The sequence below is a fragment of the Lentzea sp. NPDC004782 genome, from assembly GCF_040609115.1.
In the GTDB taxonomy this organism is placed as follows: Bacteria; Actinomycetota; Actinomycetes; order Mycobacteriales; family Pseudonocardiaceae; genus Lentzea.
Map to the genome: position 1 here is coordinate 32843 of NZ_JBEXJN010000029.1, position 24086 is coordinate 56928.

A 24086-nucleotide genomic window follows, 5' to 3' on the forward strand; every position below is an offset into this window, starting at 1 on the left:
GTCCGCGACCATGCAGCGAAGAGTCCTCACGACAGCTGCGGTGGCGGTGGCCATGACATTCGGCGTGGTCCCTGCCTCCGCGCAGCCCCAGGTCCAGGTGGTGCCGGATCCCGCGGCGCACGTGAACCCGTTCATCGGCACGACGAACCTCGGGAACACGTTCCCCGGCGCGGTCGTGCCGTTCGGCATGTTCTCCTTCAGCCCCGAGGCGAGTCGCGGCAACACCCTGCGCGCCGCGGCTCCCGGTGGCTACCGCTACGACGCCGCGAAGATCCGCGGCTTCAGCCTCACGCACATGTCCGGCACCGGGTGCGCGGGCGGCAGCGGCGACATCCCGATCTTCCCGCACGTCGGCACGGTCACCACCTCACCGACCACCGACGCGAAGGACGAGGTCTACGCCAGCGAGTTCGCGCACGCGGACGAGGTGGCCAAGCCCGGCCGCTACGACGTGACGCTCAAGTCCGGCGCCAAGGCCGAGCTCTCCGCCACCGAACGCACCGGTGCGGCGCGGTTCTCGTTCCCCGCCGACAAGCCGGCCACGGTGCTGATCAACACCTCCAAGTCGCAGGTCGGCAGCAGCGACGCCGAGACCGTGATCGACAAGGAGAAGCGCACGGTCACCGGCAGCGTCACGGCAGGCAACTTCTGCGGGTACATCAACCAGGTGGGCCGCCGCAGCTACTACACGCTGCACTTCGTGGCGGAGTTCGATCAGGACTTCACCGAGGTCGGCACGTACCATGACAACGTTGTCACCCCTGGCGGCACGTCTGCCGCGGGCGGCACGACCTACGGGACGAACGGCTGGCCGGTGCTCGGCAAGGGTTCCGGCGCCTACCTCGGGTTCGCGCCCGGATCGCAGGTGAACGTCAAGGTCGGCATCTCCTACGTGAGCCTCGACAACGCCAGGCAGAACCTCGCGGCCGAGAACAAGGGTCAGTCCATTGAGGACATGCGGGACAACGCGTACATCGCGTGGCAGAAGCAGCTCAGGCGCATCGAGGTCGGCGGCGGCTCCGATGACGAGCGGACCAAGTTCTACACCGCGCTGTACCACTCGCTGTTGCACCCCAACCTGTTCAGCGACGTCAACGGCGAGTACGCCGGGTTCGACGGCAAGGCCCACAAGATCGACCGTTCGCGACAGAAGGCGCAGTACGCGACCTTCTCCGGCTGGGACGTCTACCGCTCGCAGTTGCAGCTGGTGACGCTGCTGGAGCCGCAGATCGGGTCGGACATCGCGCAGTCGCTGCTCAACCAGGCCGACCAGAACAACGGCGTCTGGGACCGCTGGACGCACAACGGCGGCGGCACGCACGTCATGAACGGCGACCCCGCGCCCATCGCGCTGGCGGCGATCGCGGCGTTCGGCGGCGACAGGTACGACATCAGGTCGTCGCTGCGGAGCCTGGTCAAGGCCGCGACCGTGCCGACGGAGGCCGACCTGAGCAAGGACGGCTGGGCGGTGATGTCGGTCGGGCAGCGGCCGTCGCTCGACAAGTACCTGAAGAACAAGTACATGCCGTCCGTGTCGAACGCGTGGGGCGGCGCGGCGGAGACCCTGGAGATCTCCGCGGCGGACTTCGCGATCAGCCAGCTCGCCGCACGGGTGGGCGACCGTTCCGTGCAGCGCACGTTCGCCGAGCGCGCGCAGTGGTGGCAGAACAACTTCGACCCGGTCGCGGACGCCACCGGCGGCTACATCCGCAACCGCAACGCCGACGGCACGTGGGTCAGGGACTTCACGCCGGACACCGGCAACGGTTTCGTGGAGGGCAGCAGCGCGCAGTACACGTGGATGGTCACGCACAACGTCGCCGGCCTCGTGGAGGCGCTCGGCGGTCGTGAGCGCGCCACCAAACGGCTCGACGACTTCTTCCACAACGCGGACGGCAGCTGGGCGTTGACGGGCAAGGGCGGCGCGAAGTCCGAACTGGACAACGAGCCGTCGATCAACGTCCCGTGGCTCTACAACTACACCGGCCGGCCCGCGAAGACGCAGGAGACGTTGCGCGAGACCATCAACACGCTGTGGAAGAACGCCACGGGCGGTATTCCCGGCAACGACGACCTCGGCGCGATGTCGTCCTGGTACGTCTTCACCGCCATGGGCCTCTACCCGCAGGTGCCGTCGCGCGCCGAGCTGGTGCTGAGCAGCCCGCTGTTCACGTCGGTGAAGATCAACCGCGGTGGCGGCAGGGACATCACGATCACCGCGCCGGCCGCGAACACCGCCACGAAGTACGTGCAGTCGCTGAAGGTCAACGGCCGTGCGTCCACCAGGACCTGGTTGCCGGAGTCGTTCGTGGAGCACGGCGGCAAGCTGGACTTCGTGCTGGGCAAGACGCCTTCCACGTGGGGCACGGGCGCGTCGGACGCGCCGCCGTCGTTCCGCGAGGGCGAGCAGCCGATCAGGCACGACCAGCCGTACTACCTGACGGTCGAGCCGCGTCAGCTGGTCGTCGAGCCGCGTCAGCTGGTCGTCGAGCCGGGCAGGTCGGTCACCGCGAAGGTCAACTCGGTCAAGCTCTACGACGGTGACCCGAAGGCCACCTACGCGGTCACCGGTCCGGCGGGGCTCACGTTCACGCCGACGACCGGTGCGGTGCCGTCCGAGTTCACGGTGACGGCAGCGGCCGGGACCGCGCAGGGCTTCTACGACATCACCGTCACGGTGACCGTCGAGGGCGCCGCGAAACCGGTCGTGCTGCCGCAGATCGTGAAGGTCGCGCCGGCGGACAGCATGCTCGCGGCCGTGAACAACGTCGGCGCGTCCGACGACGCGGACGGCGAGGGCGACTTCGACGGCGGCGGCTACAGCTACTCGCGCCAGGCGCTGGCGACCGCGGGCCTGTCACCCGGCGGCACCGGCACGGTCGACGGCCTGACGTTCACCTGGCCGTCGTCGCCGCCCGGCCGTCCGGACAACGCGACCGCGGCGAAGCAGACGCTCGCCCTGTCCGGCACGCGGCTCGCGTTCCTGGGAGCGGCCGCGAACGGGGCCCGCACCCGTGCCGCGGTGGTCACGTTCACCGACGGCACCACGGCGAACGTCGACATCGGCTTCAGCGACTGGACGCTGGGCGGTGGTGGCCAGACACCGAGCTACGGCAACGTGATCGTCGCCAACACGCCGTACCGCAACCAGTCCGGCGGCGGCAGCGAGAAGGTGGCGACGCACATCTTCGCCACGAAGACGTACACGGCACCGGAAGGCAAGACGCTGGCGAGCATCGTGCTGCCGGAGGATGCCGACCTGCACGTCTTCGCCGTCGCAGTGGGTTAGTGGACACGTGTCGTGAGCGGTTGCGGTCGCCTGGACGACCGCAACCACTCACGATGTGACTCTTTAATGCAATCCATTAACCTTTTTGGGAGGCCAGCGTCTCCGCCGACGGGCTCGCGCTCAGTCCGGCGACCAGCATGTCGATGAGGTTGTTCACGAACAGCTCGTTCTGGGCGTGCCCGCCCGGCTCGTCGTCGAGCAGCCGTGCGCGCGCGGCGAACAAACTGACGAGCTGCACGCGCAGTGCGGCGAAACGTTCCTCCCGGACGGTGTCCGGCAGCCCTGCCAGCAGCTCGCGGAGCCACCTCGCGACCGCCTGCCCCGCCGGCGCCTCGTCGCGGAAGGAGACCTGATAGGCCAGTGCCGGATGGCTGTGCTGCGCGACGATGCGCAGATGCGCTCTGCCGAGCGGGTTTTCCAGGTCGTCGGCCATGGGGACGGCGAGCGCGTGCACCAGGCTCCTCAGGTCCGTCGTGCGGTCGCCCGCGACGATCGCGGCGACGAGCTGCGCCCGTCTGGCCTCGACGGCGGCGAAGTGAAGGCGGAGGATTTCCCGCACCAGCTCCGCCTTCCCACCGAAGTGGTAGTGCAGCGCGGACTCGTTGCGGGCGCCGATCGCGTCGTGCAACTGTCGCGCGGAGACGCGGTCGACGCCCTCCCTGGCGAACAGCAGGGCACCCTGCTCGAGCAGGGCGTCGCGGGTCGATGGACTGGCCACCGGCAAACCGTACCTACGGGCACGTCGCGGTGAGCTCCCGGTGGAGCGCGGCGTCGACGATCAGATCGCGCATGACAGGACTGTCGTACTCGTCGCGATGTTTGAGCTCCAGCCCCGGGCACAGGTCCTGCGCGGCAACGTTGGTCGCGCCGTCGGCCAGCGGGATGTCCTCACCGTTGATGCCGCCGTTGCGCTCGTAGCTGTACAGGTGGGCGTAGTCGACACTGCCCGGAGTGTCGTCGCCGCTGTTCAGCTCGTCGAGGAACGCCGACCCCGGCCGCATCTGCACGCATGAGGCGGATGCGCAGATGTCGGCTTTGTTCGTGCCGTAGTTCACGCCACCCAGCGAGATCATCGTGCCCACCGTGCTGAGCCCGCCGTCGAACTTGACGCAGTAGCGGACCGCCAGCGCACCCTGCGAGTGACCGACCACGTCGACCTTCGCCGCACCGGTCTCCCGGCGGATCTCGTCGATCCGGTCGCAGACCGCACGCGCCGAGACCTTGATGTCCACCGATCCGGGCGGTCTGCCGGACAACGGCATCGAGTACGCGGTGAAGCCCCGGGAGCGGAAGTGCGCCAGGGCGTCGTCCATGTACTTGACCGGCCCGAACGTCCCACCCACCAGCAACAGCGGACGAGCAGGCGTGGCGGCGCCGGCCGCGGTCGTGCCCGACGCCGCCAGCGTCAGCGCGACGAACGAGCCCAGGACCCACCGCCGCGAGGAACGGAATCCATATCGCATGAAACCCTCTTCACTGTTGCCATTGACGGATTGCGCACAGCCTGGCGCGCACACCGATTAATGTCAACCATTACTCTTCCCGTTCGATGCGGCCCGGATTCGCCATGCCCGGCCAAGCGCGACCATTGCCGTGGATGAAGGGCGCCTTCCTCCACCTGAGGTCGATGAAGGCGCCCTTCATCCACGAGGCGGCAGCTCGAGCTCGTTCGCGCCGATCCTCGAGCTGGAGCCAATAGGGTGGGGCCGTGTTCAGCGTTTCGGAGCGGGACCAGGTGCGGCGCGACCTCGTCAGCGCCGCAGAGGCCGACCCGCGCGTGATCGGGGCGGCGCTGACCGGATCGGCCGCCGTGGGCCGGGAAGATCGCTGGTCCGACCTCGACTTCGCGTTGTCGGTCGAGGGCGAACTGGACGCGGTGGTGGCCGACTGGACCGCGCTCATGTACGCGCGCGGCGCGGTCAGCCACCTCGACGTGCGGCACGGGTCGGTGCTCTTCCGGGTCTTCCTGACGCGGTCGACCCTGCAGGTGGATCTCGCGTTCTGGCCGTCGGCCGAGTTCGGGGCGACCGGGCCGACGTTCCGGCTGCTCTTCGGCGAGGCCAACGAGATCCCGCACGCGAAGCAGCCCGATCGGGGCGAGCTCGTCGGACTCGCGTGGCTCTACGGGCTGCACGTGCGGTCGTCCATCGAGCGCGGGCGCGGGTGGCAGGCGCTGTACATGATCAACCACCTGCGGGACCACGTGATGTCGTTGCGCTGCCTCGGCGAGGGCGTCAACGCGGTGCAGGGGCGTGGCCTCGACGACTTGCGCGATCCCGGCGAGTTCGCCGGGACGCTCGTGCTCTCCACCCATCCCGACGAGCTGCGCCGGGCGTTCCACGTGCTGACCGGACTGCTGGTCGGCGAGATCAACGACTCGGCACTGGCTCAGGCTGTGCGGGCGCTTTCTCCCTGAGCAGCAGCGCGGCGGTGATCAGCACCAGCACGGCCGCGGAGGCGTGCACCGTGAGCGCGGTGACCACCGAGCCGCCGCTCGTGATCACCGCCAGGCAGTCGCCGATCGGGATGATCGAGTCGGCCAGGACGACCCAGCCCAGCGCTCGCCGCTGCCCCCTCAGCAGCAGGATCAGCGCTGTCAGCGCGTACGCGAGGTCGCGCACCCCCTTCACGACGTAGTAGCCGCTCGGGTCGACGACGCCGAAGCCGGCTGCCGCGCCGTGCCCGTTGAGCAGGAACATCAGGCCGAAGGTGAACCCCGCCGCTACGACGAGCCAGGCCATGATCGTGGTCAACCGCATGATGTCCTCCGTGAGTTTCTAGCATTGCTAGCGACAGGAGCGACGCTAGCAGTAGTCGCGCTCGGATGTCTAGCGGTGCTAGATTTTCTGTCGTGACCATCCAGAACCGGCGCGAACGCGAACGCGCGGAGCGACATCAACTGATCATCGACGCGGCCCGCGACCTGGCGGAGGCGGAGGGCTGGGACGCGGTCACCACGCGCAGGCTCGCCGAGAAGGTCGAGTACAGCCAGCCGGTGCTGTACAGCCACTTCAAGGGCAAGGAGGCGATCGTGCGCGCGGTCGCCATCCAGGGGTGTGGCGACCTGGCCCGGCAGCTGCGCAAAGCCCGTCCCGCGCAGGGGAAGTCACGGCTCAGGGCCGCGGCGGAGGCGTACCTGGAGTTCGCCAGGGAACGACCGGCCCTCTACGACGCGATGTTCGTGCAGGAGGTAGATATCCCGTTCGGCACCGACGACACGCCCGCCGAGTTGCGCGACGCGTTCGGCGAGCTCGTCGCCGCGGTGGAACCCGTTGCGGGGCAACGGGATCTGGAGACCCTCACCGAGGTCTTCTGGAGCACGCTGCACGGCATCGCCACGCTCACCAAGGGCAAGCGGCTGCGGCCCAGCCACCACGAGGCCAGGCTCGACCTGGCGCTACGTGCGCTCAGCCTGGCAGAGCAGGAAGAGCGGTCCTGAACCGACGCGGGTCAGCACGACCGTCGCCTCGGCAGGACCGGCAAGCTTGAGGCGTTTGCGCAGCGTGTTCGGGTCGATGTCCAGGCCGCGCACGAGGATCTCCAACCGGCCGATCCCGCGCGCCCGCAGCAGCGACTTCAACGCCTTCTCGGTGTAGTGCCCGTGTTCCAGCACGCGGAACGCGCGGATACCCGCGGGCGGCGTGTCACCGCTCAGGTAGGCGATGCGCTCGTCGAGCTGCCAAAGGCCGTGACGGGCCGCGTAGTGCCGCACCAGACCGGCGCGCACGACCGCGCCGTCCGGGTCGATGATCCACTCGCCGGGCGGGCCGACCGGGCAGTCGTCGGGCTCGGCGTCGGTGACGGTCCACGAAACAGATCCGTGGATCACGGTGGCACGACGCGAAACCCCGGGCGTGGCAAGGCCTCGCGTCCACAGGCAGGCCTCGCGGACGGCACCGTCGAGCGACACCAGCTCGATCTCGTCGGCCCACGGCGCGACCGCGAAGTCGATGCCGGGCGCGCACTTCACCGCGAGGTCGACGCCGGCGTAGACCGACGAAAGCTCGTCGAGCGGCGGCACGAAGTCAGCGGGATGCCACTTGCGACGACCGGACGAGTCGCGCCGAGCCGGGTCCGCGGTGACGGCGGTGGCCCGCGAAACGGGCCGCAGAGCGTCCGCCTGGACGACCAACTGGCCAGGAACGTTGTGGCGCGCCATGGCGAGCCGGACCGGGTCGAGGTCCGAGCCGATGCACCGGGAAGCGACGGCGCTCAAGGCGAACAGGTCCGCACCGATCGAGCAGGTGACGTCGTGGACGTCCCGACCGGTGAACCGCGCGGCACGATGGCGGGCGACCGCGGAAGCGGTGGCCTGCTGGAGCGCGTCGTCGGTGAAGAACCAGTCCGCCGCCGAGTCCAGTTTGGACACCGCACGACGGCGCAGCAGCACGGTTTCCACGACCGGCGCGAACGACGAGCCGAGCAGCTTGCGGGCGACGCCCACGTCGTGCAGCCGGGAGGAGTCCGTGAAAGGCAACGCGTCCACCTCGGACAAAGCGGCGATTCCCGCAGAAGACCGCAGGAACGCCACGTCGGACGAGGTGAACGCGTACCCCAACTCAGGACGGCTTCTTGCCGGTGACCGACACGTTGTAGAACACCTCGCGCGGCAGGACCTTCGCGAGGACGTTCTGGTCGACCCACGAGAGGTTCTGCCAGGTGCGGTAGGCGAACATCGCCCAGCCGAAGCCCAGCTTCTCGCGCGGCACGGCGGCCTCGAACGTGCGCACCGGCCAGCCGAACAACGCGGCCGAGAGCTCGTCGGTCACCGCGCGCACCCCGACCGCCCCGGCACGGCGAGCCGTCGCCTCCAGCTGGTCCGGGTCGAACGTGTGCAGGTCGACGACGGCTTCGAGAGCAGCGGCACGAGAGGACTCGTCGAGTTCCTCCTGCGGACGGCGCCACCCGCCGAGAGCCGGCACGGCCTTGGTGATGTTGGTGGTCAGCCACCACGTCGCCTGGCCGAGCTTGCGGGCGTAGAAGTTGCCGATGTTCGTCGGGTCGCCCGCGAACACGAACTTGCCACCGGGCTTCAGCACGCGGAGCACCTCGCGCATCGCCTGCTCCACATCCGGGATGTGGTGCAGCACCGCGTGGCCGACGACGAGGTCGAACGTGTTGTCGTCGTACGGGATCCGCTCGGCGTCGGCCACCCTGCCGTCGACGTCGAGCCCGAGGTGCTCGGCGTTGCGCAGCGCGACCTCGACCATGCCGGGCGAGAGGTCGGTGACCGAGCCCTTCTTGATCACGTCGCCCTGCATGAGGTTCAGCAGGAAGAAACCCGTGCCGCAGCCCAGTTCCAGCGCGTGCTCGTACGGGCCGACGTCACCGGCGGCGGCGCGGAAGCGGTCCGTCGCGTAGGTGATGCAGCGGTCGTCGTACGAGATCGACCACTTCTCGTCGTACGTGCCCGCTTCCCAGTCGTGGTAGAGCACCTGCGCGAGCTTGGTGTCCTTGTACGCCGCCTCGACCTCTTCCGCGGTCGCGTGCGGGTTGGGTGCCGGATCAGTTGCCACTGAACTTCGCCTTCCCGGGCCCGTTCTCGATGAACGACTGGACGCCCGCCTTCTTGTCCTCCGTCGCGAACAGGGCCGCGAAGAGGTGGCTCTCCAACTTGAGCCCCGACTCCAGGTCGGTGTCGAGGCCACCGTCGACGGCGGCCTTGGTCGCGGCCAGCGCCAGGACCGGCCCGTTGACGAACTGCTTGGCCCACCGCACCGCCGCCGCGTACACGTCGTCCGGTGCGACGACCTCGTCGACCATGCCGATCTCCAGCGCCTCCTGGGCGCCGACGAACCGGCCGGTGTAGAGCAGGTCCTTGGTCTTCGACGGACCGATCAGCCGGGCGAGGCGCTGCGTGCCGCCACCGCCGGGGATCAGGCCGAGCAGGATCTCGGGCTGGCCGACCTTGACGTTGTCACCGGCGATGCGGCGGTCGCAGCCCAGCGCGACCTCGAACCCGCCACCCAGCGCGTAGCCGGTCAGAGCGGCGACGGTCGGCTTCGGCACCGAGGCGAGTGCGCCGAGGGCGTCCGACAGGCCCTTGGCCCGCAGCGTCATCTCGGCGTGGGAGATCTGCGCGAACTCCTTGACGTCGGCGCCGGCCGCGAAGACCTTCTCACCGCCGTAGACGATGACCGCGTAGACGTCCGAACGCTCGGCAGCCTCCTTGGCGGCGGCCTGGAGCTCGGTCTGCACCTGCCGGTTCAGGGCGTTCATCGGCGGCCGGTCCAGCCGGATCGTGCCGATCCCGTCCTCGACCTCGAGCCTCACGAACTCAGCCACGCGCGGTCCTCCTTGTTTCTCGCGACGGCGATGTCACGTTACCCGGCGGTAGCTTGTCAGACCTTGCGCCGGGCGAAGAAGCGGTCACCGGAGCGTTGCAGTTCCAGGTCCTGACCGAACGTCTTCGAGAGGTTCTCCTCGGTGAGGGTGTCCTCGAGCAGGCCCTGAGCGACGACCGAGCCCTCACGCAGCAGCAGCGCGTGCGTGAAGCCGGGCGGGATCTCCTCGACGTGGTGCGTCACCAGCACCATCGCGGGCGCGTCCGGGTCCAGCGCCAGTTCGGACAGCTTGGCCACCAGGTCCTCGCGTCCGCCCAGGTCGAGCCCGGCGGCGGGCTCGTCGAGCAGCAGCATCTCCGGGTCGGTCATCAGCGCGCGGGCGATCAGGGTGCGCTTGCGCTCGCCCTCGCTGAGCGTGCCGTAGAGGCGGTCGGCCAGGTGCTCGATGCCGAGCGTGCCGAGCAGCTCGCGGGCGCGGTCGGTGTCGAGCTTGCCGTACTCCTCGCGCCACCGGCCCAGCACCGCGTAGCCGGCGGAGACGACGAGGTCGACGACCTTCTCGTCGGCCGGGACGCGGCCGTTCAGCGCCGCCGAGCACAGGCCGATCCGGGGCTTGAGCTCCTGCACGTCGGTCTTGCCCAGGCGCTCGCCCAGCAGGTGGACCTTGCCCCTGGTCGGGTGCAGCTCGGCGCTCGCCAAGCGCAGAAGGGTGGTCTTGCCGGCGCCGTTCGGGCCCAGCACGACCCAGCGCTCGTCCAGTTCCACGCTCCAGTCGATGTTGCCGACCAGCGTGTTCTTCCCTCGGCGGACCGACACGCCCGCCATGTGCACGACCAGATCTGTCACGTCGACGTCCGCCACGCCCCGCATTCTTCCCAACGCCTCACCCCGGCCCCTCCATCGGGGTACACCGCGGCCTGCTGCGGAGAACACGCGGGGACGCTGCGTGCGCCAGGAGTGCACGAAAGCTCCCCGCGTGCACTTCCGGCTGCGCCGCCGGTGTGAACTCTCAAGTTTTTTGTCGGTGCCGGATGCCAAGATCGGAGGTATGGCTACGCGACCGGAGTCCGAGGTGCTGGCAGGCCGTCCGTTCCCGCTGGGGGCGCACGCCGAGGCGGGCGGTGTCCGGTTCGCGGTGACGTCGCACGTCGCCGATGCCGTCGAGGTCTGCCTGATCAACGACGACGGGACGGAGAAGCGGGTCGAGCTGACCGAGCGGACGTTCGGCGTGTGGCACGGGCTCGTCCCGGGCGTCACGCCGGGGCAGCGGTACGGGTTCCGGGTGCACGGGCCGTACGACGCGGGGCGCGGGCTGCGGTGCAACCCCGCGAAGCTGCTGGTGGACCCGTACGCGCGGCAGATCACCGGGAGCATCACGGACCTGGAGGCCGCGCTCGGGTACGTCGGCGACCCGATGCACGGGGCGCCGTCGGCGGTCGACTCGCTGGGGTCGGTGCCGCTCTCCGTCGTCAGCTCGCCGGGCGGGGCGGACACCGGGGTCAAGCCCGAGGTGCCGTTCGAGGAAGCCGTCATCTACGAGCTGCACGTGAAGGGGTTCACGAAGAGGCATCCCGACATCCCGGAGAAGCTGCGGGGCACGTACCTCGGGCTGGCGCACCCGGCGGCGATCGAGCACCTCACGCGGCTCGGGGTCACGACGGTGGAGCTGCTGCCGGTGCAGGCGTTCCAGGACGAGCCGTCGCTGATCAGCAGGCGCGCGAGCAACTACTGGGGGTACTCGCCGCTGGGGTACTTCGCGCCGCACGCGGCGTACGCGAGTGAGCCGGGCCGGGAGATCCAGGAGTTCCGGACGATGGTGGCGGCGCTGCACGCCGCGGGCATCGAGGTGCTGATCGACGTCGTCTACAACCACACGTGCGAGGGCGGGCCGGGCGGGCCGACGATCTGCTTCCGCGGGTTCGACGCACCCGGCTACTACCTGCACGCGGGCGGTGGCAGCACGGTGGACATCACCGGGTGCGGCAACACGCTGGACGCCGGGTCGCCGCAGGTCGTGCGGCTGGTGACGGACTCGTTGCGGTACTGGGCCGACGAGATGGGCGTGGACGGCTTCCGGTTCGACCTGGCGTCCACGATGGGCCGGCCCGGCGGCGGGTTCTTCGACCGGGACAGCGCTCTGCTCACCGCCATCACGACGGACCCGGTGCTGTGCCGGGCGAAGCTGATCGCGGAGCCGTGGGACGCGACCGGCGACGGGTACCGCGTCGGCGACTTCGGGGTGCAGTGGGCCGAGTGGAACGGCCGGTACCGGGACACGGTCAGGGACTTCTGGCGCGGCCACACGTCGGTGCGCGACCTGGCGTACCGGCTGTCCGGGTCGAGCGACCTCTACGCGGACGACCTGCGCCGGCCGTGGCAGTCGATCAACTTCATCACCGCGCACGACGGGTTCACGCTGCGGGACCTGGTGTCCTACAACGACAAGCACAACGAGGACAACGGCGAGGAGAACCGCGACGGCACCAACGACAACCGGTCGTGGAACTGCGGGGCCGAAGGCGAGACGACGGACCCGGACGTCCTCCGGCTCCGCGCGAAGCAGACGCGCAACCTGCTCGCGACGCTGCTGTTGTCGACCGGCACGCCGATGATGGTGGCGGGCGACGAGATGTGGCGCACGCAGCACGGCAACAACAACCCGTACTGCCTCGACGGGCCGGTGTCGTGGGTGGACTGGACGGAGTCGGACGCGAGCAAGGCGCTGCTCGGGTTCACCCAGCGGCTGATCGACCTGCGGGCCAGCTCGCCCGCGCTGCGGCAGCCCGAGTTCTTCGAGGGACGGACGACGCCCAGCGGCAACCCGGACCTGGTGTGGTTCCGGCCGGACGGGCAGGAGATGGCCGAGACCGACTGGTTCGACGAGGGCCGGCGCACGCTCGGCATGTTCATCGACGGCTCGAACTGCCTGTCGCGCACGCGGGACGGCGAGCTGGTGTCGGACGACTCGTGGCTGTTGCTCATGCACGCCGGGGCGGACCCCATCACGGTGACGCTGCCGCACGAGCGGTACGGGCCGTCGTACGAGCCGTTCCTCGACACGACGACGCTGGACGGCTCACCCGCGGAGCCCGCCGCCGTGCTGCCGAGGGCGAAGGTGACGCTGGAGGCGCGTTCGCTGTTGTTGCTACGCGTGCCGCGGTGACCGGCGGTCGACCGAACGCAGGTGCCTGCCGAGTTTGCGGGACACCTCGCGGTAATTCGCGGGTGTGACCCCGGTCATCTTCTTGAAATGATTGCGCAGTGCGCTCGCGGCACTGAACCCGACGGACCGGGCTATTCGCTCGACGGTCTGGTCCGTCGTTTCGAGCAAGGTCTTCGCCGCGTCGATGCGCCGGGCGAGGACCCACTGGCCGGGAGACAGGCCCGTTTCGGCACGGAATCTTCGGATCAGCGTGCGTTGTGAGAGTTGCGCACGTTCCGCGAGTTCACTGAGCGGCAACGGCGATTCCAGGTTGTCCACCATCCATTCGCGCAACGAGGCGAGACTGTCCGATTCACCGGCCGCATCACGCCGAATGAGATGTCGCAGGAGGGCGACGGTTCCCGCCGTGTCACTCGACGTGAACGCACCCCTCCACTCGATGTGGGGCGCACCGGACGCCACGTCGACCTGCGGGAACCTGCGGGCGAACACGTCGGACCACTCAGGAGCGATCGCGGCTGAGCCGTCGGTCAGCACACCGGACTCTGCCAGCACGAAGGCACCCGTGCCGAACCCGACGAGACGCACCCCCGACAGCCACGCGGCCCGCAGTGCGCCGACGACTTCGCCGGGAACCGCCCGGTTGACGCTGGTGAATCCGGGTACGACGACGGTGTCGGCGTGGTCGAGGAGTTCCAGCCCACCGTGCGTCTCGACGACCAGCCGGTGCGAGGTGGACACATTCCGCCCATTTCGAGACGCATATCTCAATTGGTAGCGGACTGAGTTGTCGCCGAGCTCGTCCTCGAATGCGCAGGACACGATGCCGAGCGCCAGCAGGACAACCCCCTCGGGCACGTAGACAACAACGCGGTGCATTGGCCGAAAACCCTCCTCCGTGGCGTTTTTTCACCTCTTGGCGGCAGCGGAGGTCAATGCCGAGAATAGCAACGACTCCGCCGCGTCCCAGTCCGAATTCGGTCACCACGAGGGAGCACGCCGTGCCCAGCGAAACAACCACCGCCACGCTCGACGCGGAAACCGTCGACCCGTGGTTCGTGATGCTGAGTCCGACGGAAGCCGTGCGCGGCGAAGTGGCGGCGCTCGGCGCCGAAGAACCGGAACCCGAGGTCGTCGAGTCAATTGACCACGCGGCGATCCGGACGACCGCGCTGCTGGAGGCCGAGACGTTCGTCGACAAGCTCGGCCCGAAGCTCGCCAGGGTCGACGACCCGGCACGGCGGATCTTCGAGCTCATGGCGAGCGGCCGCTACCGGGCGGGCAGCGTCGAGAAGACCCGCTTCCAGGAGAACTGGGAGCTGTGGCAGGACACCCTGCGCCTGCACGTCGAGCAGGGCACGCCGATCCCGGTGACGCTGCCGTCGTACCCGTTCAAGATCCCGAACCCGGTGAAGGTCCGACGCCGGTCCCCCGACATGGCCGAGCTGCTGAACCTGCAGCGGCTGATCGAGCTGAGCCACGCGATCAGCCTCGTGCACGAGCCCGGCGCGGTCATGCACGTGATCAGCGACGGCATGATCTACGGCCCGTTGTTCGGCGTGAGCGACCACGAGGCGCGCTGCTACCGCGCCGACGCCGAGCAGATGATCCGCGACCTCGACGCCGAGAAGACGATCACGATGGTCGACATGCTCGACGATGTCGTGGCATCGGTGCAGGACGAGTTCGACGACGTGAAGGCACGCCTCGAACCGAAGGTGCGCAAGTGGTGGGAGGACAACACCGACGACGCACACCGCAAGTACCTCGTCCGCAACCTCACGGCGAACATGAACACGCACGCCGAGGCCGTGCATCTGCTCAGTCAGGTGCTCTCACGCACGGTCGCGGGCGAGGACGTCGCCGAGGCGGCGGCGGAGATGCGCGCGGTGGGCGACCACATCCTCAAGCGCGCCGACGAGTACGCGTTGCGCTTCACGCTGACGCTCTACACGTTGCGCGTCATGAACATGGTGCCGCGCTACTACCCGCACTCGATCCGCGGCACCGTCCACCCGAAACCCGGCCAGTGGGGCTTCCACCTGGTCAACAAGTTCACGAACGTCTTCCCGTGGCAGGGCGTGGCCGTGCTGAAGCCCAACGGCCAGTGGCGGGTGCGCACCGAGCTCGACGCCAAGCTGCGCGGCGCGATCCCGGTGCACCTCCCGAACGACCCGTTCCCCTACTACTACCGCGAGATCAGCTAGCGGGAAGGTCGATGTACTCGTGCGGATCCGCCGCCGCCGGGTCCATCATCAGCTTGCCGACGCTGTGGTACCCGAGCGCGTACCTGCCGTGCTTCGGGTCCCAGCGGCGGTACTCGGCCAGCGCCTGCTTCTTGCGCGCGAACTGCTTGTCGCTCAACGGAAGCACGTAATCGGCCGTGCGCAGCTCCTGCGGGTACGTGTAGCCGTAGACCCAGTAGTAGCGGAAGTCCGCGATCTGACCTTCCAACCCCTGCGCCGCCTCACGGCACGCCTTGTGCGTCAGGTTCGGCTCGTCGGGGTCCGACCCGTAGATCACGTCGCGACAGCCGTCGACGAGCTTGTGCGACGCGCCGGGGTACCGGGCCTCGAACTCCAGGATCGTGTCGCGGACCTCCCGCACGAACCCCGCGTAGTCGGTCCACGCGGAGTCCGGCCGGTCCCGCACCACCACCCGGTCGACGCCGAGACGCCCGGCGGCGGCCTTGAACTCGGCGGTGCGGCCGCGGACGATGTCGTCCTGCACGAGACCGAAGCTGTGTGAACCACCGCCGGGGCAATCCTGCCCCAACGGACAGTCCGCGGTGCCGTTCATGATGTCGAGCAACCCGCCGTTCTCACCTCTGGTGAGCAGCACGAGGATCACCTGACGTCCGGCTTCCTCGTGCTCGCGGATCGACCCGGCCATCGCCAGCGACTCGTCGTCCTGGTGCGGTGAGTAGAAGATCGCGGGCGCGGTGGCCGCGTGGGCGGTGCCCGTGGGCAGCAGGGCTGCGGCGGCACCGAGTGCGAGCGCCTTTCGGCGACTGAGCTCCATGACCACCTGACTACGGTCCGGAGCCGGCCGGTCGCAAGGTTTGGTGAAGACCACAGACCAGGGTGTGGACGCTCTAGCCACGTTCCGAGACGGTCTGGCACCATCGGCCGCGTGCCGGTCCTCTTCTTCTGGTCCGACCGCACGATCGACCTCGTGCTCGTGGCGTCGTGCGGGTGTAGCTCGACGCGACGCGCGCGCTGAGCCGCTGCGTCGCGTCTTGATCGCTACCCCTTGACGGTGCTATCAGGAGCGAACCGGTGACTTCGACCATCTCTGCGTACGACCTGCACCCGGCGCTGGACAGCCAGTTGCTGCGTGACGTGATCCACCCGTCCCGATCCCTGTGGACGCCGCGCGAACTGCGCGACCTGACCTCGTTCGTGGCAAGCGAGCTGACCGCGGGCCTGCTGTCCGTCCTCGAATACTCGACCGAACGCCGCTGGTGGGCGCGGCTCGGCCTGACCGAGGGCGTGGAGCTGTGGCTGCTGTCGTGGCTGCCTGGCCAGGGCACCGAGCCGCACGACCACGGCGGTTCCGCGGGCTCGTTCACCGTGCTGACCGGCGCGCTGAACGAGGACTACCGCTACCCGGCCGGACCGATCCGCACGGCGGTCCGCACCACCGGCGAGGCGGTCGGCTTCGGCTCCGGCCGCGCGCACCAGGTGACGAACCCGTTCGACGCCCCGGCCGCGAGCGTGCACGCCTACTCGCCGCCGCTCGTGCCGACCCGCGAGTACGCCTCCCTGCTCGACATCCCCGACTCGATCCCGCCGCTGCCGGCCCAGCGCCTCCCGCTGTCCGAGCTGCGTCAGCTGGCCGACCAGGAGGGCCCGTGAGCGCCGTCGACACCATCCTCGAAGAGGCGCGCTCGCACCTGAAGCGCCTCGAACCGCACGAGCTGCACCAGCGCGAGGACGCGCTGATCGTCGACATCCGGCCGATCCACAACCGGCTGGCCGAGGGCGAGATCGAGAACTCCGTCGTGGTCGAGCGGATCGTGCTGGAGTGGCGGCTCGACCCCGTCGGCGACTGGCGGCTGCCCGGTTTCACCGCCGACACGACCGTGGTCGTCGTGTGCAACGAGGGCTGGGCGTCGTCGCTGGCCGCGCGGGACCTGCAGCGGATCGGGCTGCCGAACGCCACCGATCTCGTCGGCGGCTACCGGGGCTGGCGCGCGGCGGGCCTGCCGATCAGGGAGGGCGGCTCGCAGGCGGTTGTCTGATCCGCACGTGGAACCGGTGTCGCGCCGGTAGCGTCTGGAGATCGTGACAGTGGTGCGCTGGGTCGTGACGGCCCTGGTGGTGGCCGGCACGATCGCCTGGACCCTCTCGGACTTCCTCGTCGGCCTGGCGGGCGCGTTCGCCGGCCTGTTGCTCGAACTGACCGCGGTCCAGGCGGGACTCGCGCTCGGCGCCGTCCTCTTCGGACTCCGGATCACCCACGTGATCATCGGCCTCGGCGGCGAGCTCAAGTCGTGGACGAGGACGCACCGGCGGATCGTGCTGCGGACCATCCCGGTGCTCGCCACGATCGGCATCACCGGGCTGAGGCCTGGCGTGCGCAGGCGGACCGTCCTCACAGGAGCGTTGTCGATCGTCTTCTGCGCGGCGATCGCGGCGGCCTGCTGGCTCGCGGCGGGGACGGCGTTCGGCAAGGGACTGGCCCTGGCCGCCACGGCCTGCCTCCTGCTGCAGCTCGTGCCGGTGGAGCAGCCGGGGCACACCAGCCTGGGCTGGTTCGTGTTCACGCTGCCGAGGCTGTCCGGACGCCGGCTCGCCGAGCTGGAGGCGCGGCCGCGGGTGCTGGCCGGCATGGACGCCTACCACCGCGGTGACCTCGACGAGGCCGAACGGATCCACGACGAGCTGGTGCCCGATCACGCGGACCTGCTCACCGTCGTCGGGCTCAAGGTCGTGACGGAGTGCGCCCGCGAGCGGTACCTCGACGCGCTGCAGACGGTGATCGGCCTGAGCGGGCGGCAGGACCTCGGCACGCGTGAGCTGGCGTTCGTCATGGCCACCACCGCCGGGATCGCCGCGCTGGCGGTCGAGGCCGGGCAGTTTCCCCGCGAGGTCGGGCTGGAGACGGCCCGCAGCATGCTGAACAACGCCTACGAGGCCGGTTATCCGAAGCACCGGTCGAACGGGACGCTGGCGGTCTTGGCGCTGATCGAGGGCGACTACGCCAGGGCGAGGCAGCTCGGAGGCTGGGCGGCGGAGTCGAGCGAGAACGCGCTGGGCAGGGCCGACGACCTGATCACGGTCGCGCGGGCGTGGATGGCGGACGGCAACAACGCGAAGGCCCGCGAGCTCGTGGCCGAAGCGCACGAGCTCGCGGGCTGGAGTCCGCGGGTGGCGGCGACCCGCGCCCGTCTGGAGATCACCTAACCCCTGGCCGGCAGGGAACGCGGGCCCCCGCGTGCTGCACGAGAGTACGAAAGCTCCCGCGTAACCCATCAGACGTGGGGGTCAGCCGGGGAAGGCGGGCGAATTGTTGCCGTTCCCGCCCGAGTTGCCCGCACCGACGTTGTTGCCGCCGCCACCATTGCTGTTGCCGTTACCTCCGTTGTTGTTGTTTCCGACGTTGTTGCCGTTGCCTCCGATGTTGCCCGATCCGGTGACGTTGCCGTTGCCGGACGTCCACGGGTTGTGCGACAGCGCGGTGATCGTGATGGGGCCCACCAGCTGCGTGTCCAGCACGTCCCGGCTCTGGGTGGGAGCGGCCTGTGCCGTGGCCGCGAACAGGCCCATGCCTGCGACTGCGGCACCGAGGACGATTGCTTTCTTGATCATCTGCGAAATTCCGTTCTGCGAGCAGCGGATCGAGCAATCGCAGATTAACCACACCGTCCGAGCAAAAACGAATCGGTCGCACCATTGTGTGCAGTTCCGAAAAGCGCTTGAACTGCGACAAACGGGTGATGCCGCAGGTGGTCACCCGTATTCCGCACTGCTCGGAATACTACGGAATGCACACGGGAAAGGGCTCGTCACCGAGACCGGTGACGAGCCCTTTCCCACCCCGCGTGCGGATCAGCTGTGCTCGACCGGCAGCGGCAGGCCGGGCAGCGCCGGCAGACCGCCGGGCGGAGCCGGTAGGCCGCACTTGCTCAACAGGTCGGTGACGGTCTTCAGCAACGTCGTCAGGATCCCGGTGATCTTTCCGACGTCCGGCAGACCGCCACTGGCCGCGCCCAGGATCGTGCCGCCGAGTCCCGCGATGGACGAGATCAGGTTCAGCACGACCGGCAGGCACTGGTCGACGGGACCGGCGTACTCGACGCCCTTCACCGGAACCGGCACCGGCAGGCCGCTCGTGGGCACCGCCGGCAGACACCCGGAGCTCTGCAGTGCTGTCACCAGGCCGAGCAGGTCACCGATCAACGGTGTCACCGCGCCGACGTTCGGAAGTGGCAACAGGCTGCTGACGACTTTCGTGAGCTTCCCGGCGAGATCCGTCACGATCCCGGCGCAGGCGGCTGGGAGTTCTGGCGCGGCAGGCGTCGCACTGGCAGCCGGGATGGTTGAGGCGGTGAACAGAGCTGCAACGAGCGAGAGCGCGGTAATCGTTTTCTTCACGGCTACCTTCTTCCTCAATGCGCAATTCACTGGAGCCGCGCCGGGAATGCCATCACAGGAATTCTGGTGCGGTTCATTCCATGCGACAGAGCGTATGCCCGCTCACCGACCCCTACCAGCGGAGATCGCGAATTCACCCACTCGTAAAACCCCTCATTCGAATGAGGGAAGGGTCCTGAATCGAACACACGCCTGCGTCAGGTCACGAGCAGTGAACAGGAAACAAAGAAGACGAACACATCAGGGCATCCAGCTCGTCGTTCGACGACGAACTGGATGCCCTGTGTTGATCTAAGCCCTGGTCAGCTGGCCAGGACGACCCTGCCGAGTTCGGCCGGGGACGCCAGCAGACCGTGCCTGGGCAGCACCCGCACGGTGTAGCCGAGCGCGCCCGCGTGCGGCAGCGGCACCTCGGCCTCGTAGTTGCCGTTGCCCGTGTAGGTCATCGGCGCCGTGACGACGTCCTTGAGCTCGTCGGAGTCGTTCGACACCTTGCCGAGCACGACCTGGACGTCCACTTCGGACGGCTCCAGCCCGGCCAGCTCGACCCGCGCCCGCACGGTGACCGGCGCGCCCAGCACCGGCACCGACGAACCGCCGAGCACCAGGTCGCTGTCGAGCACCCGCACCCGCGTCCACGAGGCGCGCAGCCGGTGGCGGTACGACGACAGCTCCTTCGCGCCGCGGAAGCCGTCACCGACGACGTTCTGCGCGGACGCGGCGGCCGGTGCGTAGTAGGTCTCCACGTACTCGCGGACCATGCGCGACGCCTGCACGACCGGTCCGAGCGAGGCCAGCGTGTGCCGGACCATCGACATCCAGCGGGTCGGCACGCCGTCCTCGCCCCGGTCGTAGAACAGCGGCGCGACCTGCGAGCCGAGCAGCTCGTACAGCGCGTTGGCCTCGAGGTCGTCCCGGCGGATCGGGTCGTTGACGCCGTCCGCGGTCGGGATGGCCCAGCCGTTCGAGCCGTCGTAGAGCTCGTCCCACCAACCGTCGCGAATGGACAGGTTGAGGCCGCCGTTCAACGCCGCCTTCATGCCGGACGTGCCGCACGCCTCCAACGGGCGCATCGGGTTGTTCAGCCACACGTCGCAGCCCCAGTACAGGTACCGGGCCATGGACATGTCGTAGTCGGGCAGGAACACGATCCGGTGCCGCACGCCCGCGTCGTCGGCGTAGCGCACGATCTGCTGGATCAGCGCCTTGCCGCCGTCGTCGGCCGGGTGCGACTTGCCCGCCACGACCAGCTGGACCGGCCGTTCCGGGTGCAGCAGCAACGACCGCAGCCGCTCCGGGTCGCGCAGCATCAGCGTGAGGCGCTTGTAGGTCGGCACGCGGCGGGCGAAACCGACGGTCAGCACGGCCGGGTCGAACACCGAGTCGGTCCAGCCCAGCTCCAGCGCCGACGCGCCGCGCTGCAGCCACGACTCGCGCAGGCGCCTGCGGACCTCGGTGACCAGGCGGCCGCGCAGGGTGGTGCGCAGCTCCCACAGGCCCGCGTCGGTGACCGGCTGGAACGCGCCGAGCCCGAGGCTCGAGTTGTGGTTGTCCGCTTCGGACGCGCCGAGCAGCTTGCTCATCTCGGTCGCGGCCCACGTCGGCCCGTGCACGCCGTTGGTGACCGACCCGATCGGCACCTCGGTGGCGTCGAACCCCGGCCAGAGGCCGCGGAACATGTCCCGGCTGACCTCACCGTGCAGTTTGGACACACCGTTCGCGCGCTGGGCGAGCCGCAGGCCCATGTGGGCCATGTTGAACATGCCGGGGTTGTCCTCGGCGCCGAGCGCGAGGATGCGCTGGGTGTTCACGCCGGGCACGAGCTGCTCTGACCCGAAGTAGTGCTGGACCAGGTCGACCGGGAACCGGTCGATGCCGGCGGGCACCGGCGTGTGGGTGGTGAACACGGCACCGGCACGGGCGGCGGTCAGCGCCTGGTCGAAGTCGAGGCCGTCGTTGGTGATGTACTCGCGGATCCGCTCCAGGCCGAGGAAGCCCGCGTGGCCCTCGTTGGTGTGGAAGACCTCCGGCTGCGGGTGCCCGGTGAGCTCGCAGAACGTGCGGACGGCCCGCACGCCGCCGATGCCCGCGAGGATCTCCTGGCGGATGCGGTGGTTCTGGTCGCCGCCGTAGAGCCGGTCGGTGACACCGCGCAGGTCCTCGTCGTTCTGCTCCACGTCGGAGTCGAGCAGCAGCAGAGGCACCCGGCCGACCTGCGCCCGCCAGATCTTGGCGCGCAGCATCCGGTCGCCCGGCATCGCCACGTGCACGAGCAGCGGCAGCCCGGACGGCTCGGTGAGCAGCTCCAGCGGCAGCCCGCGCGGGTCGAGCGACGGGTAGTGCTCCTGCTGCCAGCCGTCGAGCGACAGCGACTGCCGGAAGTACCCGGACCGGTAGAGCAGACCGACCGCGATCAGCGGAACGCCCAGGTCGGACGCGGCCTTGAGGTGGTCGCCGGCGAGGATGCCGAGGCCGCCGGAGTAGTTCGGCAGCGCCTCGTGCACGCCGAACTCCATCGAGAAGTAGGCGACGCTCGTCGGCAACGGGTTGTCGTTGGTGGCACCGTGCTCACGGCGCTGGGCGATCTCGTCCTGGCGCCGCTGGTACCACCGCGGCCCCTCGACGTAGCGTTCGAGATCGGACGCGAGAGCGTGCAGCTTGAGCAGGAACTGCTCGTCTCTCGCGAGGGCCTCCAGCTTTCCGGCGTCGACGACGGAGAGCAGGCGCAGCGGGTCGCCACCGACCTCGGACCAGACGCGTGAGTCGATCGAGGCGAAGAGTTCCTGCGTCGGCGGATGCCACGTCCAGCGCAGGTTGGTGGCGAGCGTGCTCAGCGCGGACAGGGGCTCCGGCAGACTGGCTCGGACGGTGAACCGGCGAAGTGCTCGCATGACGAGGCAACTTACCTGCCACCCCCGCACGCCTGACAACGTTCCCGCTCACACCTGCAACGACTTGCAGAACCGGTCAAGACGGGGACGGGCCGTGAGCAGCCGATACGGGTTCGGGCTCAGCCCCGGTTCTCCTCGGTGATGAGCAGCTTCTCGCCCTTGCCGGAGATCTTGAGCGTGTGCTCCTCGGTGGTGGTCTTGTTGTCCGTCCCGGTCAGCTGCAGGGCCGTCGTGACCTGGAAGGTGCCGTCGTCGGACGACGTGACCAGCGGGCTTCCCTTGATCGCGACCTTGGAGTAGTCGCCCCAGTACGCCTTCTCGGAGCTCTCGCTCGGCGCGTTCTCCGGGTCCCAGTCCGCGAGGGCCGCTTTGACGTTCTGCGGCAGCTTCGCGTAGTGCTGCTGCACGAACTGCGCGACCTGGGCTTTCGTGAACTTGGTCGCGGGTGGCGCCGACGTCTGGCTCGGGTAGCCCTGCGACGACGTCGGCTTCTCGGTCGTCGGTTGCGGGGTGGTCGTGGTCGGGCGGGCGACGGTGGACTGGGTCTGCGAGGGCGTCTTCGACGTCGAGGTGCTGGGAGCGGCGGTGTGGTCCTTCTTGCCCATGCCCTGGATGAGCGCGTACGCCAGGCCCGCGACCAGCAGCACCGCGAGGACCGCGGCGGCGATGACCAGACCCCGGTTCTTCTTCGGCTCCGGTTCGGGCTCGTACTCGTACTCGGGTTCGCGCGGCGGCGCGGGCGGCCGGGTGCGCGGCCCCTGCGGCGGCATCGGGCGCGCGGTCTGGGTGCCGGGACCGGAGGACGGCATCACGGCGGTGCCCGCCGGCGGCGTCATCGGGCGCGGCGGGATCACGGCGGTGGCGGGCACGACGTGGCCGGCCGCGATCGCCTTGAGCTCCTCGGCCGCCTGGGCCGCGGTCGGCCGCTGCGACGGCTCGTTGGCGAGCAGCCGCACGAGCAGGGGCGTGAGCGGGCCCGACCGCATCGGCGGGCGGGTCTCGCCGCGCGCGACCTTGTAGAGCAGGCCGAGGTCGTTGGTGCTGCGCCCGAACGGCGGCTCGCCCTCGGTCATCGCGTAGATCGTCGCGCCGAGCGAGAACACGTCCGACGGCGGCGCGGGCTCGGCGCCGCGGGCGAGCTCCGGCGCGAGGTAGGCGGGCGTGCCCGCGAGCATGCCGGTCTTGGTCACCGCCACGTCGCCCAGCGCCCGCGAGATGCCGAAGTCGGTGATCTTGACCGCGCCGTCCCGTCCAATGAGGACGTTGCCCGGCTTGATGTCGCGGTGGACGATCCCGGCGGCGTGCGCGGCGGCCAGCGCACCGGCGGCCAGCGAGCCGATCCTGGCCGCCTCGACCGGGGGCATCGGCCCGCGCTCGTCGAGGATCGCGGAGAGGTTGCGGGACGGCAGGTACTCCATGACCAGGCACGGCTTGCCGTTGTCGACCACGACGTCGAACACGCCGATCGCGTTCGGGTGCTGCAACCGCGCGGCAATGCGAGCTTCACGCATCGCGCGTTGAATGGCCTCCTGGACCTCGTGCGCCTGCACGTCGTTCAGGAGCAGCTGCTTGACCGCGACGTCCCGGTGCAGGAGCTCGTCGCGTGCGCGCCACACGACGCCCATCGCCCCGGCGCCGAGCTGGTCGAGCAGGACGTAGCGGTCGCCAAGCCTGTTGTTCACGCGCGGACGGTACCCAACGGGGCCGTGAAGCGCGGGTAGTACCTCGCGATCGGTCCAATCGAGAGGACGGGAGTGCCCACATGGTGGCTACTGGCCCTGGACACGCGGTGTGGTCAAGGTGTGCGATCGGCATCGGTTGGGTACGGATCTACAAGGGGTAACCCGCTGACAGGCGCCT

At 69.4% G+C, this 24086-nt stretch carries 21 protein-coding genes; 8 read left to right on the forward strand and 13 right to left on the reverse strand.

Annotated elements, in window-relative coordinates:
* The first annotated feature begins 10 nt into the window (after window positions 1–10).
* On the forward strand, window positions 11–3289 hold the full coding sequence (locus ABZV40_RS26125) for a GH92 family glycosyl hydrolase (protein ID WP_355446641.1): 3279 nt from the start codon (window positions 11–13) through the stop codon (window positions 3287–3289).
* Between the two features lie 76 nt (window positions 3290–3365).
* Here ABZV40_RS26125 and ABZV40_RS26130 read toward each other — a convergent pair whose 3' ends face one another.
* Window positions 3366–4007: a TetR family transcriptional regulator gene (locus tag ABZV40_RS26130; RefSeq protein WP_355446644.1), complete on the reverse strand. Its 642-nt coding sequence runs from the start codon at window positions 4005–4007 to the stop codon at window positions 3366–3368.
* 13 nt (window positions 4008–4020) lie between these two features.
* Window positions 4021–4752 (reverse strand): hypothetical protein, encoded by a 732-nt coding sequence (locus ABZV40_RS26135; protein WP_355446647.1) that lies wholly within the window; start codon window positions 4750–4752, stop codon window positions 4021–4023.
* A 245-nt stretch (window positions 4753–4997) separates the two neighbouring features.
* Here ABZV40_RS26135 and ABZV40_RS26140 point away from each other — a divergent pair, with 245 nt between their 5' ends.
* Window positions 4998–5705 (forward strand): nucleotidyltransferase domain-containing protein, encoded by a 708-nt coding sequence (locus ABZV40_RS26140; RefSeq protein WP_355446650.1) that lies wholly within the window; start codon window positions 4998–5000, stop codon window positions 5703–5705.
* Here ABZV40_RS26140 and ABZV40_RS26145 read toward each other — a convergent pair.
* Window positions 5659–6048: a DUF4267 domain-containing protein gene (locus tag ABZV40_RS26145; RefSeq protein ID WP_355446653.1), complete on the reverse strand. Its 390-nt coding sequence runs from the start codon at window positions 6046–6048 to the stop codon at window positions 5659–5661. The two genes, ABZV40_RS26140 and ABZV40_RS26145, sit on opposite strands and share 47 nt — an antisense overlap.
* Window positions 6049–6140: 92 nt before the next feature.
* On the opposite strand from ABZV40_RS26145, the gene ABZV40_RS26150 reads away from it, so the two are divergent.
* On the forward strand, window positions 6141–6728 hold the full coding sequence (locus ABZV40_RS26150) for a TetR/AcrR family transcriptional regulator (RefSeq protein WP_355446656.1): 588 nt from the start codon (window positions 6141–6143) through the stop codon (window positions 6726–6728).
* Here ABZV40_RS26150 and ABZV40_RS26155 read toward each other — a convergent pair.
* Genes ABZV40_RS26155 through ABZV40_RS26170 form a run of 4 tightly spaced genes read right to left on the reverse strand, consistent with a single transcriptional unit; the run spans window position 6687 to window position 10398 of the window.
* Entirely contained in the window at window positions 6687–7847 is a 1161-nt protein-coding gene (locus ABZV40_RS26155) for a class I SAM-dependent methyltransferase (RefSeq protein WP_355446659.1), read from the reverse strand. The two genes, ABZV40_RS26150 and ABZV40_RS26155, sit on opposite strands and share 42 nt — an antisense overlap.
* 1 nt (window position 7848) lies before the next feature.
* On the reverse strand, window positions 7849–8805 hold the full coding sequence (locus ABZV40_RS26160) for a class I SAM-dependent methyltransferase (RefSeq protein ID WP_355446662.1): 957 nt from the start codon (window positions 8803–8805) through the stop codon (window positions 7849–7851).
* Window positions 8795–9574, reverse strand: a complete 780-nt coding sequence (locus ABZV40_RS26165) for an enoyl-CoA hydratase-related protein (RefSeq protein WP_355446665.1) — start codon at window positions 9572–9574, stop codon at window positions 8795–8797. The genes ABZV40_RS26160 and ABZV40_RS26165 overlap by 11 nt, the downstream gene beginning before the upstream one ends.
* A gap of 56 nt (window positions 9575–9630) precedes the next feature.
* Entirely contained in the window at window positions 9631–10398 is a 768-nt protein-coding gene (locus ABZV40_RS26170; RefSeq protein ID WP_355446895.1) for an ABC transporter ATP-binding protein, read from the reverse strand.
* A gap of 223 nt (window positions 10399–10621) precedes the next feature.
* Here ABZV40_RS26170 and glgX point away from each other — a divergent pair, with 223 nt between their 5' ends.
* Window positions 10622–12736, forward strand: a complete 2115-nt coding sequence (gene glgX / locus ABZV40_RS26175; RefSeq protein WP_355446668.1) for a glycogen debranching protein GlgX — start codon at window positions 10622–10624, stop codon at window positions 12734–12736.
* Here the strand turns inward: glgX and ABZV40_RS26180 are convergent.
* Entirely contained in the window at window positions 12719–13615 is an 897-nt protein-coding gene (locus ABZV40_RS26180; RefSeq protein WP_355446671.1) for a helix-turn-helix domain-containing protein, read from the reverse strand. The genes glgX and ABZV40_RS26180 overlap by 18 nt on opposite strands.
* A gap of 122 nt (window positions 13616–13737) precedes the next feature.
* Between ABZV40_RS26180 and ABZV40_RS26185 the strand changes: the two genes are divergently transcribed.
* A complete protein-coding gene (locus ABZV40_RS26185; protein WP_355446674.1) occupies window positions 13738–14943 on the forward strand; it encodes an L-tyrosine/L-tryptophan isonitrile synthase family protein in 1206 nt (401 codons plus the stop codon).
* Here ABZV40_RS26185 and ABZV40_RS26190 read toward each other — a convergent pair.
* Window positions 14936–15757, reverse strand: a complete 822-nt coding sequence (locus ABZV40_RS26190) for a PIG-L family deacetylase (RefSeq protein WP_355446677.1) — start codon at window positions 15755–15757, stop codon at window positions 14936–14938. The genes ABZV40_RS26185 and ABZV40_RS26190 overlap by 8 nt on opposite strands.
* Before the next feature lie 257 nt (window positions 15758–16014).
* Between ABZV40_RS26190 and ABZV40_RS26195 the strand changes: the two genes are divergently transcribed.
* From ABZV40_RS26195 to ABZV40_RS26205, 3 genes are read left to right on the forward strand one after another with little or no spacing between them, the layout of a single operon-like run.
* Window positions 16015–16593, forward strand: coding sequence for a cysteine dioxygenase family protein (locus tag ABZV40_RS26195; RefSeq protein WP_355446679.1), 579 nt, complete (start codon window positions 16015–16017; stop codon window positions 16591–16593).
* Window positions 16590–16979: a rhodanese-like domain-containing protein gene (locus ABZV40_RS26200; protein ID WP_355446682.1), complete on the forward strand. Its 390-nt coding sequence runs from the start codon at window positions 16590–16592 to the stop codon at window positions 16977–16979. Before ABZV40_RS26195 ends, ABZV40_RS26200 begins: the two co-directional genes overlap by 4 nt.
* Window positions 16980–17022: 43 nt before the next feature.
* Window positions 17023–18144 carry a hypothetical protein gene (locus ABZV40_RS26205; RefSeq protein ID WP_355446685.1) on the forward strand — a complete coding sequence of 374 codons (1122 nt, stop codon included), beginning with the start codon at window positions 17023–17025 and terminating at the stop codon, window positions 18142–18144.
* An 81-nt stretch (window positions 18145–18225) separates the two neighbouring features.
* On the opposite strand, the gene ABZV40_RS26210 is transcribed toward ABZV40_RS26205, so the two are convergent.
* The 4 genes from ABZV40_RS26210 to ABZV40_RS26225 form a co-directional block, all read right to left on the reverse strand.
* The gene (locus ABZV40_RS26210) at window positions 18226–18549 is read right to left on the reverse strand and encodes a hypothetical protein (RefSeq protein WP_355446688.1); all 324 of its coding nucleotides are present in this window, start codon (window positions 18547–18549) and stop codon (window positions 18226–18228) included.
* Between the two features lie 240 nt (window positions 18550–18789).
* Window positions 18790–19335, reverse strand: coding sequence for a hypothetical protein (locus tag ABZV40_RS26215; protein ID WP_355446691.1), 546 nt, complete (start codon window positions 19333–19335; stop codon window positions 18790–18792).
* A gap of 302 nt (window positions 19336–19637) precedes the next feature.
* Entirely contained in the window at window positions 19638–22226 is a 2589-nt protein-coding gene (gene glgP / locus ABZV40_RS26220) for an alpha-glucan family phosphorylase (RefSeq protein WP_355446694.1), read from the reverse strand.
* Between the two features lie 119 nt (window positions 22227–22345).
* On the reverse strand, window positions 22346–23908 hold the full coding sequence (locus tag ABZV40_RS26225; RefSeq protein WP_355446697.1) for a serine/threonine-protein kinase: 1563 nt from the start codon (window positions 23906–23908) through the stop codon (window positions 22346–22348).
* Window positions 23909–24086: the final 178 nt, after the last annotated feature.